Below are 14,361 nucleotides of genomic sequence, written 5' to 3'. Positions count from 1 at the left end.
CGACCTCCTCGATATCCATGAACATTTTCCGGCTTCCGGACGGGAGCCCGAGCGAAGGTCGTTGGACCAATCGCCGGGGTTTGCTGCATCCATATAAACCGCTTGCATTTCGCAATCAGTTTGCTACTCCTTTGCACGATTGGTTATGGAGGAGGCTTTCATGTCCAAAGTTCGCGTCAATGCTTTCACACTGTCGCTCGACGGCTACGGAGCCGGTCCCGATCAGACTCTGCAAAATCCCCTCGGCGTCGGTGGCGAATATCTGCATAAATGGTTTGTCGACACCCGCACCTTCCGCAAGATGGTGCTCGGACAGGAGGGCGGCACCACCGACACCAACGAGGACTTTGCAGCGCGAAGCTTCGAGAATGTCGGCGCCTGGATCCTCGGCCGCAATATGTTCGGGCCGATTCGGGGCGAATGGCCTGACGATAGCTGGAAGGGCTGGTGGGGTGATAGCCCACCCTACCATGTGCCGGTTTTCGTGCTGACCCACCACGAGCGGGCGCCGATCACGATGGAGGGAGGTACTACTTTCCACTTCGTCACCGACGGCATCCATTCGGCGCTTGAACAGGCGAAGGCGGCGGCGGATGGCAGGGACGTGCGGGTTGGCGGCGGTGTCGCCACCATCCGGCAATATCTGCAGGAGAAACTGATCGACGAGATGCATCTGGCGATCTCGCCGCTGCTGCTCGGTGCGGGCGAGAATCTCTTTGCCGGCCTGGACATGCCCAAGCTTGGCTATCAGTGCAGCGAGCAGGTGGCGACAGCACTCGCCACGCATGTGATCATTAAGCGGGTTTAGGTTTCAGACGCGTAACCTACGCCGCGATCCTTCGCGTGCCCCTCTGTCCTGCCGGACATCTCCCCCACGAGAGGGGGGAGATCTGGCAACCCCAGACAGTCAATACTTCTCAGGCACGTAGAGTTCGCGCGGCAGCGTCTGGCGCTCGTATTCGGGATTGAAGACGCGTTCGGGCAGCGTGATCTCCTCGTGCGGCACCTCTTCATACGGCAACTGCTTGAGCAGATGGTCGATGCAGTTCAGCCGCGCCCGCTTCTTGTCGTTACCCTCGACGATGAACCAGGGCGCCTCGGGAATGTTGGTGCGGGCGAAGGTCTCTTCCTTGGCCTTGGTGTACTGTTCCCAGCGAACGCGCGACTGCAGGTCCATCGGCGACAGCTTCCACTGCTTCATCGGATCGTGGATGCGCATCAGGAAGCGCATCTGCTGCTCCTCGTCGGTGATCGAGAACCAGTATTTGACCACGGTGACGCCCGAGCGGACCAGCATGCGCTCGAACTCCGGCACGTCGCGGAAGAATTCTTCGACCTGATCGGGCTCTGCAAAACCCATCACCCTTTCAACACCGGAGCGGTTGTACCAGGAGCGGTCGAACAGCACGATTTCGCCGCCAGCCGGCAGATGCGGCACATAGCGCTGGAAATACCATTGCGACTTCTCGCGCTCGGTCGGTGCCGGGAGTGCGACGACGCGGCAGATGCGCGGATTGAGCCGCTGGGTGATGCGCTTGATGACGCCACCCTTGCCGGCGGAGTCGCGGCCCTCGAAGATCACCACCAGCTTCTTCTTGTGATAGGCGACCCAGGACTGCAGTTTGATCAGCTCTGACTGCAAGGTGATCAGGTCGCGAAAATACTGCATGCGATCGATCGATGGCGGATGCGAGTTCTTGTAGATCTTGGCGATCTCCATCGACAGAGCCGGCTCCGACATTTCGAGCTCATAGTCCTCGTCGAGCGTGTCGGCGAGCTCGGCCTCAAGCCAGTCCCTTGCAGGAGAATTCTGTTTTAGCTCCGTCATATCAACTGCTCCGCTTGCAAGCCCTGTCGATCCACCTCCGGCGCCCAAACCCCTGGCCTGCGTCCCGGAGTGGCAACACCTGAGCCGACTTCAATATAGGCCGGCAATGACGGTTTTATTGCAGCCTGGGGCGAGACTACCACCACTGCAAATTCCGCGAGGCATGATCGATCCATCGTCGTGGCATGGCGACAAGCGGCTCGAATTGTCCTACAAATGTGGCAGGCCCGCCCGGGCACTGCCTTTCAACAACAAATCGCGAGGATTGACATGGAATACCGCACCCTCGGCCGTTCCGGCTTGAAAGTTTCGACCCTGACCATGGGCACCATGACCTTCGGCGGTGCCGGCGCATTTTCGGCTGTCGGCAAGACCGACCTCGACGAGGCGCGCCGGATGATCGATCTTTGCATCGATGCCGGCATCAATGTGATCGACACCGCCAATGTCTATTCGAACGGTATCTCCGAAGAGATCATCGGCGAGGCGCTCGGCGGCAAGCGCAAGGGCGACGTGCTGATCGCCTCCAAGGCGCGGATGCGGATCGGCAAAGGTCCCAACGATGAAGGCCTGTCGCGTTATCACCTGATCCGCGAATGCGAGAAGAGCCTGAAGCGGTTGAAGACCGATGTCATCGACATCTACTTCCTGCACGAATGGGACGGTACGACGCCGCTCGAGGAAACCATCGCCGCGCTCGATACGCTGGTTGCCCAGGGCAAGGTCCGCTATGTCGGCTGCTCCAACTATTCCGGCTGGCAGATGATGAAGGCGCTCGGCATCAGCGACAGCCACCACCAGCCGCGCTTCGTCACCCAGCAGATCCACTACACGCTGGAAGCGCGCGAGGCGGAATATGAACTGCTGCCGATTTCTGTCGACCAGGGCCTCGGTGTGCTGGTCTGGAGCCCGCTTGCCGGCGGATTGCTGTCCGGCAAATACCGCCGCGACAGCCCGACTGCCCGCCAGCTTGCCGGCTGGTCGGAACCGCCGATCCGCGACGAGGACCGCCTCTGGCGGATCGTCGATGTTCTTGTCGAGATCGGCACGCAGCGCGGCGTGTCGGCGGCGCAGGTGGCGCTGGCCTGGCTGCTCGGCCGGCCGGCGGTCAGTTCGCTGGTGATCGGCGGCAGGACCGAAACGCAGTTCCGCGACAACATCGCCGCGGCAAGCCTGGTGCTGACCGGCGAAGAGCGAGACCGCCTAGACACGGTCAGCCGGCCACCCTTGCTCTATCCCTACTGGCACCAGCAACTGACGGCAAAGGACCGTTTTGGTCCCGCCGATCTGGTGATTGACCGCAGCGGCGTGTGACCACGGGAGGGTTGCGGCGGGGCTCGGCGGACGAAGCCCGCACTTAACCCGTGATATAGCGCCAGACCTCGGCATCAGGCTCGATCGCCGGGCTTTTTCGAGGCGACCCACAAGGCCGCCGGCGGAAAAGCGCCTGCGGAGCGATATCGCGCACGACGTTTCGCGCATAATAAAGAACCCTTGGCGTCGTTCGTTGTATGGTGGCCATGGTTTCACTTGATCAAAACGAACGCGCGGATCGCGATGCGTTGGTGCCCCGGCCCCCTACACCATTGTGCCGTGCATCTTGCAAGCCCGGGCCATCATCGACGCGAACGGCCGGGCACGATCGCTTCAGCTGTTGTGTTTGACGGCTAATGCTCCTAGGCAGGGTCAGAGCCGCAAGGCAGTGAAAAGGAGCCGATATGGCGCGACCACCAAACTACGATCAGGAACGCAAGGAACGCGACCGCCAGAAGGCGGCCAAGAAGGCTGAAAAGCTGGCGGCCAAGGTTGCCGCGCGCGAGCGTTCGAAGCCCGAAGACGAGACTGAAACCGAAACGGCAAAGTGACGGCAAAAGGCCCGCGCATGCGGGCCGTGCCTCATTCCAGATTGTCGCCTTGGATCAGGCTGGGGCCTTGTCGCTGACGAAGACGTCCACTTCGCGCGCCGCCGCAATGAAGGCGCGCCTGGCGTTCATCGCCGGCTTGTCGCCGGCCAGCGCATCGTGACAGGCCTGCAGGGCCGCGCGATGCTTGGGGCTGCGTTTTCCGGGCCAGCTGTTGAGCAGGTAATCGGAAGCCTCACGAGCCGTACGCAAGAGCTGAGTGCTCCCTGCCGTGACTGACTTGACGGTCACGGGTGTTTCAAATCGGTTGTTTTCCATCGCCGCTCTTACGCCATCGGTGTCCGCGAAGCGAGGCCGAAAGTGCACGGCGCGCCCGGACGTCGCCTTTTGCGCAGCGCGTACCGCATGCCTTAGGCGGCGATGACGGCAAAACCCCTGGCGCGAAGACCGCGCCGGTCGTTGGCGAGCGACGTCACCAGGCGGTCACGGCTGCCGACGATGTGGGCCGAAAGCAGGCGCGCGGCTTCATCGGCGTCGCCGAGGCGTGCCGCCGCCAGAATGGCGCGATGTTCGGCCCAGGCGCGAGCAAGGGCGGCCTCGTCGCGAACCTCCAGCCAGCGGGCTCGCGACAAGCGCGTCATGGCATCGCGGACCGCCCGGAACAGGAATTCGTTGCCAGACAAGCGCGCCAGCTCGATGTGGAAATCCATGCCGATACGATGCCATTCCTCGCGTGGCGTGTCGGTGTCGCAGGAGTCGAGCATCGCCTCGATCACATCGACCGCGCTGCGGTCCGCCAGGGCACATGTAAGGCGAAGGGCCGCAACCTCGACCGCCTCCCGATAGACGGCGATCTGCTCGAGCTCAGCCAGGTTGATCGGCGACACGGTCCACCCACGGCCGTCCCTGCCGACCAGGCCCTCGGTCTCGAGCCGCAGCAGCGCGGCCCTGACCGGGGTTCGCGACGCACTGAAACGGCTTTCGATCCAGCGCTCGGTCAGTTTCTCGCCGGGACCGATCTCGAGCCCGAGGATCATCTGCCGAAGCTGTTTTTCGACGCTCTGCATCTGCGACATTGTCATTCCCGCTTTTCTGACCGTTGGCTGTCGATCGGTTTTCTGGCCGCGTTTTCCGATCACGTTTGAGAGGGGCGCATTGACAGCACCCACGCTTGCGTCCATGACGGATAACATCTTGGTATCCCAAAATGGTATCCGCAGCAACCGCCAACACGGCATTGCTCGGACAGGACGCATGATATGCAGAACACGCCCCCGCCGACCGACAGCACCTACAACATCCATTGGCGGCGCAATCTGTTCGTGTGCTTTGCCGGTTCGTTCTCGACACTTATCGCCATGACGCTGCTTTTACCGTTCCTGCCGCTCTATATCGAGCAGCTCGGCGCTGAAGGCCACGCGGCGATCGTGCAATGGTCGGGGATCGCCTATGGCGCGACCTTTTTCGCGGCGGCGCTTGTGGCGCCGCTGTGGGGACGTCTCGGCGACCGCTACGGCCGCAAGGTGATGCTGGTTCGCGCCAGCTTTGGCATGGCCATATGCATGTCGCTGACCGGCATGGTGCAGACCGTCTGGCAGTTGGTGCTGCTGCGGCTGCTGATTGGCTTTGCCGGCGGTTATTCCTCGGGATCAACCATCCTGGTTGCCATGCAGACGCCCAAGGAGCGTTCGGGCTGGGCATTGGGCCTGCTGTCGGCGGGTATCACCGGTGGGGCACTGGTCGGCCCGCTGGTTGGTGGCGCCCTGCCGCCGCTGATCGGCATCCGCGCCACGTTCCTGCTGTCCGGCGGCGTCATCTTCCTGGCATTCCTGGCGACCACGTTTCTGATCAAGGAGAACCCCCGGCCGAAAGCGACGGACGCCGCATCGAAGGGCAAGCCGAAAGGCGGCTGGGCACAAATCCCCGACAAACGGCCTGTCATCGCCATGCTGGCGACCGGCATGCTGTTGAGTTTCGCCACCATGTCGATCGAGCCGATCATCACCGTCTATGTGCAGCAATTGATCGAAGACCAGAGCCGCGTCACGCTGATCTCCGGCGTCGTCATGTCGGCGGCGGCGCTTGGCGCCATCCTGTCGGCTTCACGCCTCGGCAAGCTCGCCGACCGCATCGGCCATTGGAACGTCATCATCGGCGCGCTTGCCGTCTCGGCGCTGCTGCTGATTCCGCAGGCCTTCGTCACGCAGAGCTGGCAACTCATCGGCCTGCGCTTCCTGATGGGCCTGGCGCTGGGCGGGCTCCTGCCCTGCATCACCAGCGTCATCCGCCACAATGTTCCCGATGGCGTCGGCGGCAATGTGCTAGGGCTCTCGATCTCCGCTCAATATGTCGGACAGGTCGCCGGCCCCTTGCTTGGCGGATTTGCCGGCGGCCATTTCGGCATGCGCTCGGTGTTTCTGGGCACATCCATCTTGATGGCCGGCGGCGCGGTCTATAACTGGCTGGCGCAATCGCGCCGCGAGCAGGACATGCTCGCCAATGCCGGCAAGCCCTGACTAGTTGGGTCGTATGCCTTGAACGTCACGGAGCCCCAGACATGAGCACGGCCGAGCAATCTTCCGTCAACAGCGGCCGGATCCTCATCCTGGCCGGTGGCCTCTGTGGCGCCGCCGGCGTGGCGCTCTCGGCCGCGGCGGCGCATCTGGGCGGTGCCTTTGTCGGCACTGCCGCATCCTTCCTGCTCATGCACGCGCCGGTCTTCCTCGCGACCGGACTGCTTGGCGCGAACCGGACGGTGCGCATCGGCAGCCTGATCCTGCTGGTTGGGCTGCTGTTGTTCTGCGGCGACCTGCTGGCCCGCGATTTCCTCGGTTCGCGGCTGTTCCCGCTGTCGGCGCCGATCGGCGGCACCTTGCTCATCGCCGGCTGGCTGGCGATCGCCGGCTCGGCGCTGGTGCGCGCGCGTTCCTGATCGGACCGGATTCCGATCAATCCTGCCGGCGCTCGGGCTTATCGAGCACTTCGCGACCGTGCCGCCGCAACTTCGCCAGTAGACGCCTTTCCGGCCGTTTGGACGCCGGCGCGATGCCCCAGTAGTTGCGGTAGATGTCTTCGAACAGATAGCTCACGGGATGCATGATGCACTCCTTTCAATGATTGAATCGATCCAATCTGTACGCAAAAAAAGCTATCCCGATCAGCTCCGTCTGCGCTCGGCGAAGAACCGCAGTTCGCGAACCCATGGGCTGTCACTCTCGTGGCGCCTCTGTTTCGTGGCGGTCGAACCGATGCTCCAGTCGTTGCGGCAGATGTCTTGGAAGAGATAGTTGACGGGATGCATGACACCTCTCCCTTTGCTGATATTGAATCGATCCAATCATATGGACCTTTGTTCCCTTGGATCGATTCAAAGCTACACCTCGCCGGGTCGTTGTTCAAGGCAGAATTTGAACCGATCCAACGAAAGTGTTAGATGGGATGAATTCAGGAGACGAAGATGGCCCCATTGAGCTCTGGAAAGACAAGACCGGTCCGGCTGGCAGACATTGCCAAAGCGGCCGGCGTGTCGCACGGCACCGCGTCCAACGTGTTCGCCCGCCCGGAGATCGTGCGCGAGGAGGTCCGCGAACGGGTCAAGGCGGCAGCCGAGGCAATGGGATATGGCGGACCCGACCCCAAGGGTCGGCTGCTGCGCGCCGGCAAGGTCAATGCCATCGGTGTCGCGACCGCGGAACCATTGTCCTATTTCTTCAACGACCCTTTCGCCCGGGTCATGATGGCAAGCATCTCGCAGGCTTGCGACGCGACTGGTGCGGGGATCTCGCTGGTCTCCGCCGCCAACAACGAACAGCTCGCCTGGAACATCCAGAGCGCGCTGGTCGACGGCTTCATCGTATTCTGCATCGAAGGCGGCTCAAGGCTGGTCGAACTGGCGCGCGAACGCAAACTCCCGTTTGTCGCACTCGATCTTGATTCGGACGACGACGGGGCGGTCGCGGCGATCGGTGTCGACAACATCGCCGGCGCCGGTCGCGCGGCGCGCCATCTGACCGAGCTCGGGCATCGTCGCTTTGCCGTGCTTGCCCTGCCCTGTGCCGACGCCGGCTTCGGCCCAACCACGCAGGCGCAGGTGGAGAAGGCCCTCTATTCCGGGACGCGTGATCGCCTGCGCGGCTACTTCGCCGAACTCTCGCGCGTCGGCCTCGACGTCTCGAAGGTGCCGATCTACGAAACCGTCAATGACGAGGAGAGCGTCTGGGCGGGCCTTGACCATATTTTTGCCGGCGCCGAGACACCGACCGCCATCCTGGCAATGTCGGACAGGATCGCCTTGCATGCGTTGGACTGGCTGCGCCAGCACGACATCACTGTCCCGGGCGACATTTCGATCGTCGGTTTCGACGGCGTCCCGGAAGGAGCGGTTTCCAAGCCGCCGCTGACCACAATCGTCCAGCCGATCGCCGAGATGGGCCGCCTTGCCGTCAAGGCGATCCTCGAAAACGACGGCACATTCAGTCGGCAATCGCTGCCGGTCGACCTCGTGGTGCGGGCCTCATCCGGCCCCTCGCCCGCCTGACGCCTTAACGCCCCATTCTTGTTGCCATCGACGACATGACGAAGGACGCCTGGACCGGCAGTGCGGCGTTTTGAGCCGGTCTGCTTTTCCCGGCCCTGCCAAGGCTCGAAAGCCATTCGAGATAGTAGGCAAGCGCAAACTGCATGGCGATGCCGGCTGCAATCAACAGGCTGTCATAGGCCAGCCCGCCCGGGTTGATCAGCTTCAGCACCTGCGCCGTCAGGGCGAGCATCGTGCCGGCAATGAAAACCGGCAACGATCGCTTGCCCAATATGGCAAGCGGATGATCGCGCCCGGTGCGGAACAGGTTCGAGACGGCGGGGAATGCCACGATCAGGTAGCTCACCGCCAGGATATGCAGCAGCCTCGGCAGTGCCAGGAACGTCTTGTCGAAGCCGGTCAGCACCGGAGGCAGGCCCAGCCAGGAGATCTGCCCCCAGAGCGGACTGTGCACCCAGACCAGCGCCGTGGCGGTGTAGGCCAAAGCGGCGCCAACCAGCCAGCGATTGACCGGGATGGTGCCACCGCGACGCACATGCAGCGTGCCTGCCAGGCCGATGTTGAACAGGAACTGCCACGACAGCGGGTTGAGAAACCAGAAGCCGGGCTCGGGATAGTTCGGCGGCGCGATCTGGTAGATCCCGGCGACCAGCCACAGCGCACCGGATGCGACCAGCGCCGGCAATGGCCGGTAGCTGACGAAGAGCAGGAAGACCGGCGCCAGCAGGAGCAGCACCGCATAGACCGGCAGGATGTTGTTGTAGCCGAGCTGGTGGCCGAGCGTCACGATGCCGACCAGCACTTGCGGCGTATTCTTGATCAACGGCTCGATGTTGATCATCGTCAGCAGCTCAGGTCGGCGGGCGAACACCGCCGCCGCGCAAAAGATCGCCATCACCACCATGGTGGTGACGATGTGAGCGGCATAGAGCACGCCAGCGCGGCGCCACATCTTCAACGTTGCCAGCAGCCGGTTTCCAGGCTGGAATTTCTTGCCATAGGCAAGCGCGACCGAGATTCCGGAAATCAGCACGAAGACCTCTGCCGCGTCTGAAAAGCCGAAATTCTTGTAGGTCAGATACTCGAAGGCGGTACCCGGCACGTGGTCGACAAAGATGGTCAGCAAGGCGAGAGCGCGAAGCACATCTATGCGCGTGTCACGCTCCGAGACGCGCGTATCGCGGTCCGGGGAAAGTTGGGTGGTCATCGACAAAAGGCCTCAAAGCTGGTTGTTCATGCCGGCAATGCGACCCCGGCGCACCGCTTCGATTCCTCCCATAGGAATGATATCGGCGAAGAAACGGACAGTAATGCGCCCGGTTCAATCAACTTTCGCGGAGCTTGAAAATATTGCGTTTTGAAGCCGGCAAACTGACCGGAACCGTCATGAAATCAAAAGGATGAGGCCATGACCGAAGAGACCTCACAAGATGGTGCGTTACGGCGTGATCTCGCCTTCTGCTACCGCATTTACAGGCCTGCGGATTCAACTGGTCAATGCTTCTTCCTGCTGCATGGGTCGGGTGTCGATGAGACGACATTGGTGCCGCTGGCACGAGAGATCGCGCCGCACGCCACGCTGGTCGCCGTGCGCGGCCGCATTGTCCAGGAGGATGGTTTCCGCTGGTTCGCGCGCATCACGCCGACGCGCTTCGAACAGCACAGCATCCGCACCGAAACCAACGCTTTTGCAGGGGTCGTCACGGATGTGGCCACACGCCACAATCTCGATCTCTCCCGCACGATCTTTCTCGGCTATTCGAACGGCGCCAATCTGGTTTCGAGCCTGATGCTGCTGCATCCGGGCCTCGTCGAACGCGCCGCGCTGCTGCGGCCGATGCCGGTGCTCGACGACGTGCCGGCTACGGATCTGTCAAGCGTGCGGGTGCTGATCGTCGCCGGTGCTGCCGACCTTACCTATGCGCCCTTCGCGCCGGCTCTGGTGACATTGCTCAGCCAACATGGCGCCGACCTCGACGCGAGGATTGTTCCATCGGGTCATGAATTCGGCAGCGCCGACGCGGCAATCGTAAGGCAATGGCTGAAGGCGGTGACGGCAACGGCCGCCTAGCTGCTGGCTGCCGTTGCTGACCAGCATGCCGACGGCGCCGACCAGCCTACCCTCGCCCCATCCGGTTCCAGGCATCCAGCCCGGCGATCTTGTAAGCTTCGGCGAGCGTCGGATAGTTGAAGGTGTTGTTGACGAAGAAGTCGACGGTGCCGCCGAGATTGATCACCGCCTGGCCAATGTGGATGAGCTCTGTGGCGCCCTCGCCGATGATGTGCGCACCGAGCAGGCGGCGCGTTTCGATCGAGAACAACAGCTTCAGAAAGCCGGTGTTGACGCCCATGATGTGGCCGCGCGAGGTCTCGCGAAAACGCGCCACGCCGACCTCATAGGCAGCCCCACTTTCACGCACCTGTTCCTCGGACTGGCCGACCGTCGAGATTTCCGGCACCGCATAGATGCCATAGGGAAAGGTTTCGGGCGGCGGCGGCAAGGGCACGCCGAAAGCATGACAGGCCGCCACCCTGCCCTGCTCCATCGAGGTCGAGGCCAGGCTCGGAAAGCCGATGACGTCGCCGGCGGCGTAGATGTTGGGCGCGCTGGTCTGGAAGGTCTGCGGATCGACTTTGATCCTCCCCCTTGAGTCGGCTTCGATGCCGACGATATCCAAGCCCAGGCTGCCGACATTGCCGGTTCGGCCGGCGGCGTAGAGCACCACCTCGGAGCGAATGGTGCGACCATCGGTCAGTTCGACCTCGGCGGCGTCTGGCTTGGACCGGATCTCCTTCACGGCACTGCCCAGACGGATCGTCATGCCGCGATCGCGCATCTGATGGATGAAATCGTCGACGATCTCGCGGTCGACGAAATCGAGGATAGAGTTGCGCGGCTCGACCAATGTCACCGGCACGTCTAGCGCGGAAAAGATCGTCGCATATTCGACCCCGATGACGCCGGCGCCGATCACGGTCAGTGTGCGCGGCAAACGGTCGAGCTCCAGCATCTCGTCGCTGTCGAAGATTCGGGTCCTGTCGAAAGGCACATCGCGCGGCCTGTGCGGCCTTGTGCCGACCGCGATCAGCGCATTGGCAAAACCAACCTCGCTGTAGTCTCCGGTGTCGGTGGTCAGGCTCACCTTGTTGGAGCCAAGAAACTTCACGTCGGCGCGGGCGCTTTTGACCGTGTTGCGCATGAACTGGTGCTGGAGCACCTCGACCTCGTGGTCGAGCGTCTTGTGCAGGCGCTCGACAAGATCGCCGACCGAAATATCCTGCTTGACCCGGTAGCCGCGCCCATAGAAGCCACGCTCGCGCCAACCCGAGAGGTTGAGCACGGTTTCGCGCAGCGTTTTCGATGGAATGGTGCCGGTATGGACCGAGACGCCGCCGAGACGCCGCCCGCGGTCGACCACCAGCGCCGATTTGCCGAGCTTGGCCGACTGCACCGCAGCGCGCCGCCCCGAGGGGCCGCTGCCGATGACCAGCATGTCGTAGTCCATATTGCCCCGTCCCTCTGCCCCTGAGCGCTTTGTTGCGCCGCAGCAAGCTAATGCCATCCGCGCCGCAAATTCAACCGATTCGGATTGCGTCTTATGCAGCTCGCGCCTTGCGCGCCGCAAAAAGCTCGATCTTGATTCCGCCGCGGGCCTTCACCATTTCATTACCGAGCGGCTCGCACCCTATGTCGGGCCTTGTTACGAGGAAATGACATGAACGCGCGCGTTCTCGACGGCGAAATCATCCCGACCAGGCTCGACGATGTCAGGGCCTATGACGGCGTGCGCACCCGGCGCATCCTGGCCTTCGTGATCGACTATATCATCGTCGCGCTGCTCACCATTCCGTTCGCCATCCTGGTGTTCTTCCTCGGCCTTTTGACGCTTGGTCTTGGCTGGATGCTGTTTGGCGCCCTGGTGCCGGCCGTCGCCATTCTCTACATCTGGAACACGCTGGGCAGTGCCGACCAGGCCACCACGGGCATGAAGATGATGGGTATCCGGCTCGACCGGCTCGATGGCAGGCCGATCGACGGTTTGACCGMCGTCGTCCATTCGGTGCTGTTCTGGGCCGGCAACGTCATCCTGTCGCCGCTGGTCCTTCTGGTGACCTTGTTTGCCGATCGCAAGCGCACGCTGCATGACCTTTTGCTCGGCACCGTGGTCAGCCGCACCGACCGCTGAAACGCCCCCCTCGAGCGCAGTCACAGCCGATTGAGTGTAAATGTGAAGGCGTCTAGTCAACCACGCCCTCACAATCCTGTTGAATTTTTCGCCATCCGCGCCAAAGGTAGAGCGATTCGAAGGAGTGTTTCCAAGGCTCGATGACGCAGCATCCGACCCAGTCGCCGCAGTTCTTCCTGACCGCGCCGTCGCCGTGCCCCTATCTTGACGGCCAGTTCGAGCGCAAGGTGTTCACGCATCTGGTCGGCGACAAGGCGGCGGAGATGAACGACCTGCTGACGCAAGGCGGCTTCCGGCGCTCGCAGAACATCGCCTACAGGCCGGCATGCGAGACCTGCCGCGCCTGCGTTTCGGTACGCATCCTCGCCCAGGAATTTAGCGCCAGCCGCAACATGAAGCGGGTGCTGCAGCACAATTCCGACCTCGTCGGCCACATGCACAATGCCGAGCCCTCGACCGAACAGTATTCGCTGTTTCGAAGCTACCTCGACGCCCGCCACCGCCGTGGCGGCATGTCCGACATGACGGTGCTCGACTACGCCATGATGGTCGAGGACACCCATGTCGACACCAAGGTGATCGAGTACCGGCGGCGCGGGCCCGACACCTTCATCACCGGCAAGGGACAGGGCGAACTGATCGCGGTGGCGCTGACCGACAAGATGGCCGACGGCCTGTCGATGGTCTATTCCTATTTCAATCCCGATTTCGAGGATCGTTCGCTCGGCACGTTCATGATCCTCGATCATATCGCCCGCGCCAGGGCCATGGGCCTGCCCCATGTCTACCTCGGCTACTGGGTCAACGGCTCGCGCAAGATGAATTATAAGATGCGCTTCATGCCGCAAGAGCATCTCGGCCCGAAAGGCTGGGAGCGCTACACCAACGAAGCGGTTTTACGCTGAGTTTTCCCACGATCCACCCATAACTGTTTCAAGGCGGGGGATGCTGGTCTTTCAGCCGCTTGGCTGGAGAGTGCGCCATTGCGCCGGTCCACCTGCATTTCATTGCGAAAGTTGCTGCATGTCCTCCCACAACGACCACCAGAAAGGCCTTCTGATCACCGCCATCGGCGGCCTGACGCTGACCGTCGACATTCCGTTGATCCGGCTCGCCGATGGCGGTGCGTGGACGATCCTGCTGCTGCGCACCGGCACCACCTTCGTCGCGGCCATGATCATCTGGTCGATCTGGCGCGCGCTCAGCCGGAACGCCCCGCAACTCATCCCCGGCTGGTCCGGCCTTGTGGTGGCGATTTGCTACGGGCTGACATCGATCACCTTCGTCACCGCCGTCTTCCACACCTCGACCGCCGATCTGGTGTTCATCCTGGCCTTCAACCCCGTTTTCGCCGCGTTGCTGTCCTGGATATTCCTGAAGGAGAAGCCACGGCTGGTGACAATCGTGGCGATGCTGGTGATGATCCTCGGCGTGCTGGTCATCGTCGGCGGCTCGGTCGGCACCGGGCACCTGTTCGGCGATTTCATGGCGCTGTGCTCGGCATTCTTCATCGCGGTCGCCATCACCATCTCGCACGCCAGCGGCAAGGATATGGGATTCACGGCCCTTGTCGGCGTCCTTCTTCCACTGGCGCTGGCGGCTTTCATGGTCACTGGCGAAGGTTTTCAGGTCAACGCGCCATGGTGGATCATCTTCAACGGCGCCGTCATCATGCCGATCTCGTTCTTTTGCCTCGCCAACGGTCCGAAATACATTTCAGGTCCCGAAGTGGCGATGTTCTACCTGCTCGAAACCGTGCTGGCGCCGGTCTGGGTGTGGATGATCTTTGCCGAGACACCGACCCGCAACAGCCTGATCGGCGGCGTGATCCTGATCGTCACGCTGATAGCCCATTCGCTGTGGCAACTGCACGACGGACGCAAGCGCCGTGGCGACCTTGCGGTGCATCACCCGGCCTAAGGTACGTCGATATTCAGGTGATGCCGG

17 protein-coding genes are annotated in these 14,361 nt (G+C 62.4%); 10 read left to right on the top strand and 7 right to left on the bottom strand.

All coding sequences use genetic code 11. The features are described from left to right. Positions 1-160 precede the first annotated feature (160 nt). On the top strand, positions 161-808 hold the full coding sequence (locus tag AC1DZP_RS29140) for a dihydrofolate reductase family protein (protein ID WP_477307181.1): 648 nt from the start codon (positions 161-163) through the stop codon (positions 806-808). 99 nt (positions 809-907) lie between these two features. On the opposite strand, the gene ppk2 is transcribed toward AC1DZP_RS29140, so the two are convergent. Further along, the gene (ppk2, locus tag AC1DZP_RS29135) at positions 908-1,828 is read right to left on the bottom strand and encodes a polyphosphate kinase 2 (protein WP_095085714.1); all 921 of its coding nucleotides are present in this window, start codon (positions 1,826-1,828) and stop codon (positions 908-910) included. A 270-nt stretch (positions 1,829-2,098) separates the two neighbouring features. Here ppk2 and AC1DZP_RS29130 point away from each other — a divergent pair, with 270 nt between their 5' ends. Both AC1DZP_RS29130 and AC1DZP_RS29125 read left to right on the top strand, forming a co-directional pair. Then, the gene (locus AC1DZP_RS29130) at positions 2,099-3,142 is read left to right on the top strand and encodes an aldo/keto reductase (protein ID WP_477307178.1); all 1,044 of its coding nucleotides are present in this window, start codon (positions 2,099-2,101) and stop codon (positions 3,140-3,142) included. A 404-nt stretch (positions 3,143-3,546) separates the two neighbouring features. After that, the gene (locus AC1DZP_RS29125; protein WP_477307176.1) at positions 3,547-3,693 is read left to right on the top strand and encodes a hypothetical protein; all 147 of its coding nucleotides are present in this window, start codon (positions 3,547-3,549) and stop codon (positions 3,691-3,693) included. Positions 3,694-3,747: 54 nt separating this feature from the next. Here the strand turns inward: AC1DZP_RS29125 and AC1DZP_RS29120 are convergent, their stop codons facing one another. Further along, positions 3,748-3,981 carry a DUF982 domain-containing protein gene (locus AC1DZP_RS29120; RefSeq protein WP_244730396.1) on the bottom strand — a complete coding sequence of 78 codons (234 nt, stop codon included), beginning with the start codon at positions 3,979-3,981 and terminating at the stop codon, positions 3,748-3,750. A gap of 119 nt (positions 3,982-4,100) precedes the next feature. Then, positions 4,101-4,766: a GntR family transcriptional regulator gene (locus AC1DZP_RS29115; RefSeq protein ID WP_477307299.1), complete on the bottom strand. Its 666-nt coding sequence runs from the start codon at positions 4,764-4,766 to the stop codon at positions 4,101-4,103. Positions 4,767-4,949: 183 nt separating this feature from the next. Between AC1DZP_RS29115 and AC1DZP_RS29110 the strand changes: the two genes are divergently transcribed. Both AC1DZP_RS29110 and AC1DZP_RS29105 read left to right on the top strand, forming a co-directional pair. Next, on the top strand, positions 4,950-6,206 hold the full coding sequence (locus AC1DZP_RS29110; RefSeq protein WP_095085723.1) for a multidrug efflux MFS transporter: 1,257 nt from the start codon (positions 4,950-4,952) through the stop codon (positions 6,204-6,206). Between the two features lie 41 nt (positions 6,207-6,247). Further along, on the top strand, positions 6,248-6,622 hold the full coding sequence (locus tag AC1DZP_RS29105) for a DUF423 domain-containing protein (RefSeq protein ID WP_477307174.1): 375 nt from the start codon (positions 6,248-6,250) through the stop codon (positions 6,620-6,622). Between the two features lie 16 nt (positions 6,623-6,638). On the opposite strand, the gene AC1DZP_RS29100 is transcribed toward AC1DZP_RS29105, so the two are convergent. Next, positions 6,639-6,788 (bottom strand): hypothetical protein, encoded by a 150-nt coding sequence (locus AC1DZP_RS29100; protein WP_457154530.1) that lies wholly within the window; start codon positions 6,786-6,788, stop codon positions 6,639-6,641. Between the two features lie 59 nt (positions 6,789-6,847). Next, positions 6,848-6,991 carry a hypothetical protein gene (locus AC1DZP_RS29095; RefSeq protein WP_477307172.1) on the bottom strand — a complete coding sequence of 48 codons (144 nt, stop codon included), beginning with the start codon at positions 6,989-6,991 and terminating at the stop codon, positions 6,848-6,850. Positions 6,992-7,147: 156 nt separating this feature from the next. On the opposite strand from AC1DZP_RS29095, the gene AC1DZP_RS29090 reads away from it, so the two are divergent. Further along, positions 7,148-8,227 carry a LacI family DNA-binding transcriptional regulator gene (locus AC1DZP_RS29090; RefSeq protein ID WP_477307170.1) on the top strand — a complete coding sequence of 360 codons (1,080 nt, stop codon included), beginning with the start codon at positions 7,148-7,150 and terminating at the stop codon, positions 8,225-8,227. A 4-nt stretch (positions 8,228-8,231) separates the two neighbouring features. Here the strand turns inward: AC1DZP_RS29090 and AC1DZP_RS29085 are convergent, their stop codons facing one another. Beyond that, complete coding sequence (locus tag AC1DZP_RS29085; protein WP_477307169.1) at positions 8,232-9,434, bottom strand: OpgC family protein; 1,203 nt, start codon at positions 9,432-9,434, stop codon at positions 8,232-8,234. A 201-nt stretch (positions 9,435-9,635) separates the two neighbouring features. Here AC1DZP_RS29085 and AC1DZP_RS29080 point away from each other — a divergent pair, with 201 nt between their 5' ends. Beyond that, complete coding sequence (locus AC1DZP_RS29080) at positions 9,636-10,298, top strand: alpha/beta hydrolase (RefSeq protein ID WP_457153870.1); 663 nt, start codon at positions 9,636-9,638, stop codon at positions 10,296-10,298. Positions 10,299-10,344: 46 nt separating this feature from the next. On the opposite strand, the gene sthA is transcribed toward AC1DZP_RS29080, so the two are convergent. Beyond that, the gene (gene sthA / locus AC1DZP_RS29075; protein WP_477307167.1) at positions 10,345-11,733 is read right to left on the bottom strand and encodes a Si-specific NAD(P)(+) transhydrogenase; all 1,389 of its coding nucleotides are present in this window, start codon (positions 11,731-11,733) and stop codon (positions 10,345-10,347) included. 210 nt (positions 11,734-11,943) lie between these two features. On the opposite strand from sthA, the gene AC1DZP_RS29070 reads away from it, so the two are divergent. The 3 genes from AC1DZP_RS29070 to AC1DZP_RS29060 all read left to right on the top strand — a co-directional run bounded on the left by AC1DZP_RS29070 (position 11,944) and on the right by AC1DZP_RS29060 (position 14,334). Beyond that, entirely contained in the window at positions 11,944-12,414 is a 471-nt protein-coding gene (locus AC1DZP_RS29070) for an RDD family protein (protein ID WP_477307165.1), read from the top strand. 140 nt (positions 12,415-12,554) lie between these two features. Next, the gene (locus tag AC1DZP_RS29065) at positions 12,555-13,319 is read left to right on the top strand and encodes an arginyltransferase (protein WP_477307163.1); all 765 of its coding nucleotides are present in this window, start codon (positions 12,555-12,557) and stop codon (positions 13,317-13,319) included. Between the two features lie 118 nt (positions 13,320-13,437). Continuing rightward, complete coding sequence (locus tag AC1DZP_RS29060; protein ID WP_095085762.1) at positions 13,438-14,334, top strand: DMT family transporter; 897 nt, start codon at positions 13,438-13,440, stop codon at positions 14,332-14,334. Positions 14,335-14,361 lie beyond the last annotated feature (27 nt).

The sequence above is a fragment of the Mesorhizobium sp. P2_F8 genome (genome assembly GCF_056403655.1).
The sequence above is the reverse complement of the archived record's forward strand: the minus strand, read 5'-3'. Positions and strand labels throughout refer to the sequence as shown.

Excerpts from the sequence above, each read along its gene's own strand:
- AC1DZP_RS29140 (WP_477307181.1), top strand. The coding sequence starts at position 161 with ATGTCCAAAGTTCGCGTCAATGCTTTCACACTGTCGCTCGACGGCTAC.
- ppk2 (WP_095085714.1), bottom strand. The coding sequence starts at position 1,828 with ATGACGGAGCTAAAACAGAATTCTCCTGCAAGGGACTGGCTTGAGGCC.
- AC1DZP_RS29130 (WP_477307178.1), top strand. The coding sequence starts at position 2,099 with ATGGAATACCGCACCCTCGGCCGTTCCGGCTTGAAAGTTTCGACCCTG.
- AC1DZP_RS29125 (WP_477307176.1), top strand. The coding sequence starts at position 3,547 with ATGGCGCGACCACCAAACTACGATCAGGAACGCAAGGAACGCGACCGC.
- AC1DZP_RS29115 (WP_477307299.1), bottom strand. The coding sequence starts at position 4,766 with ATGTCGCAGATGCAGAGCGTCGAAAAACAGCTTCGGCAGATGATCCTC.
- AC1DZP_RS29110 (WP_095085723.1), top strand. The coding sequence starts at position 4,950 with ATGCAGAACACGCCCCCGCCGACCGACAGCACCTACAACATCCATTGG.
- AC1DZP_RS29105 (WP_477307174.1), top strand. The coding sequence starts at position 6,248 with ATGAGCACGGCCGAGCAATCTTCCGTCAACAGCGGCCGGATCCTCATC.
- AC1DZP_RS29100 (WP_457154530.1), bottom strand. The coding sequence starts at position 6,788 with ATGCATCCCGTGAGCTATCTGTTCGAAGACATCTACCGCAACTACTGG.
- AC1DZP_RS29095 (WP_477307172.1), bottom strand. The coding sequence starts at position 6,991 with ATGCATCCCGTCAACTATCTCTTCCAAGACATCTGCCGCAACGACTGG.
- AC1DZP_RS29090 (WP_477307170.1), top strand. The coding sequence starts at position 7,148 with ATGGCCCCATTGAGCTCTGGAAAGACAAGACCGGTCCGGCTGGCAGAC.
- AC1DZP_RS29085 (WP_477307169.1), bottom strand. The coding sequence starts at position 9,434 with ATGACCACCCAACTTTCCCCGGACCGCGATACGCGCGTCTCGGAGCGT.
- AC1DZP_RS29080 (WP_457153870.1), top strand. The coding sequence starts at position 9,636 with ATGACCGAAGAGACCTCACAAGATGGTGCGTTACGGCGTGATCTCGCC.
- sthA (WP_477307167.1), bottom strand. The coding sequence starts at position 11,733 with ATGGACTACGACATGCTGGTCATCGGCAGCGGCCCCTCGGGGCGGCGC.
- AC1DZP_RS29065 (WP_477307163.1), top strand. The coding sequence starts at position 12,555 with ATGACGCAGCATCCGACCCAGTCGCCGCAGTTCTTCCTGACCGCGCCG.
- AC1DZP_RS29060 (WP_095085762.1), top strand. The coding sequence starts at position 13,438 with ATGTCCTCCCACAACGACCACCAGAAAGGCCTTCTGATCACCGCCATC.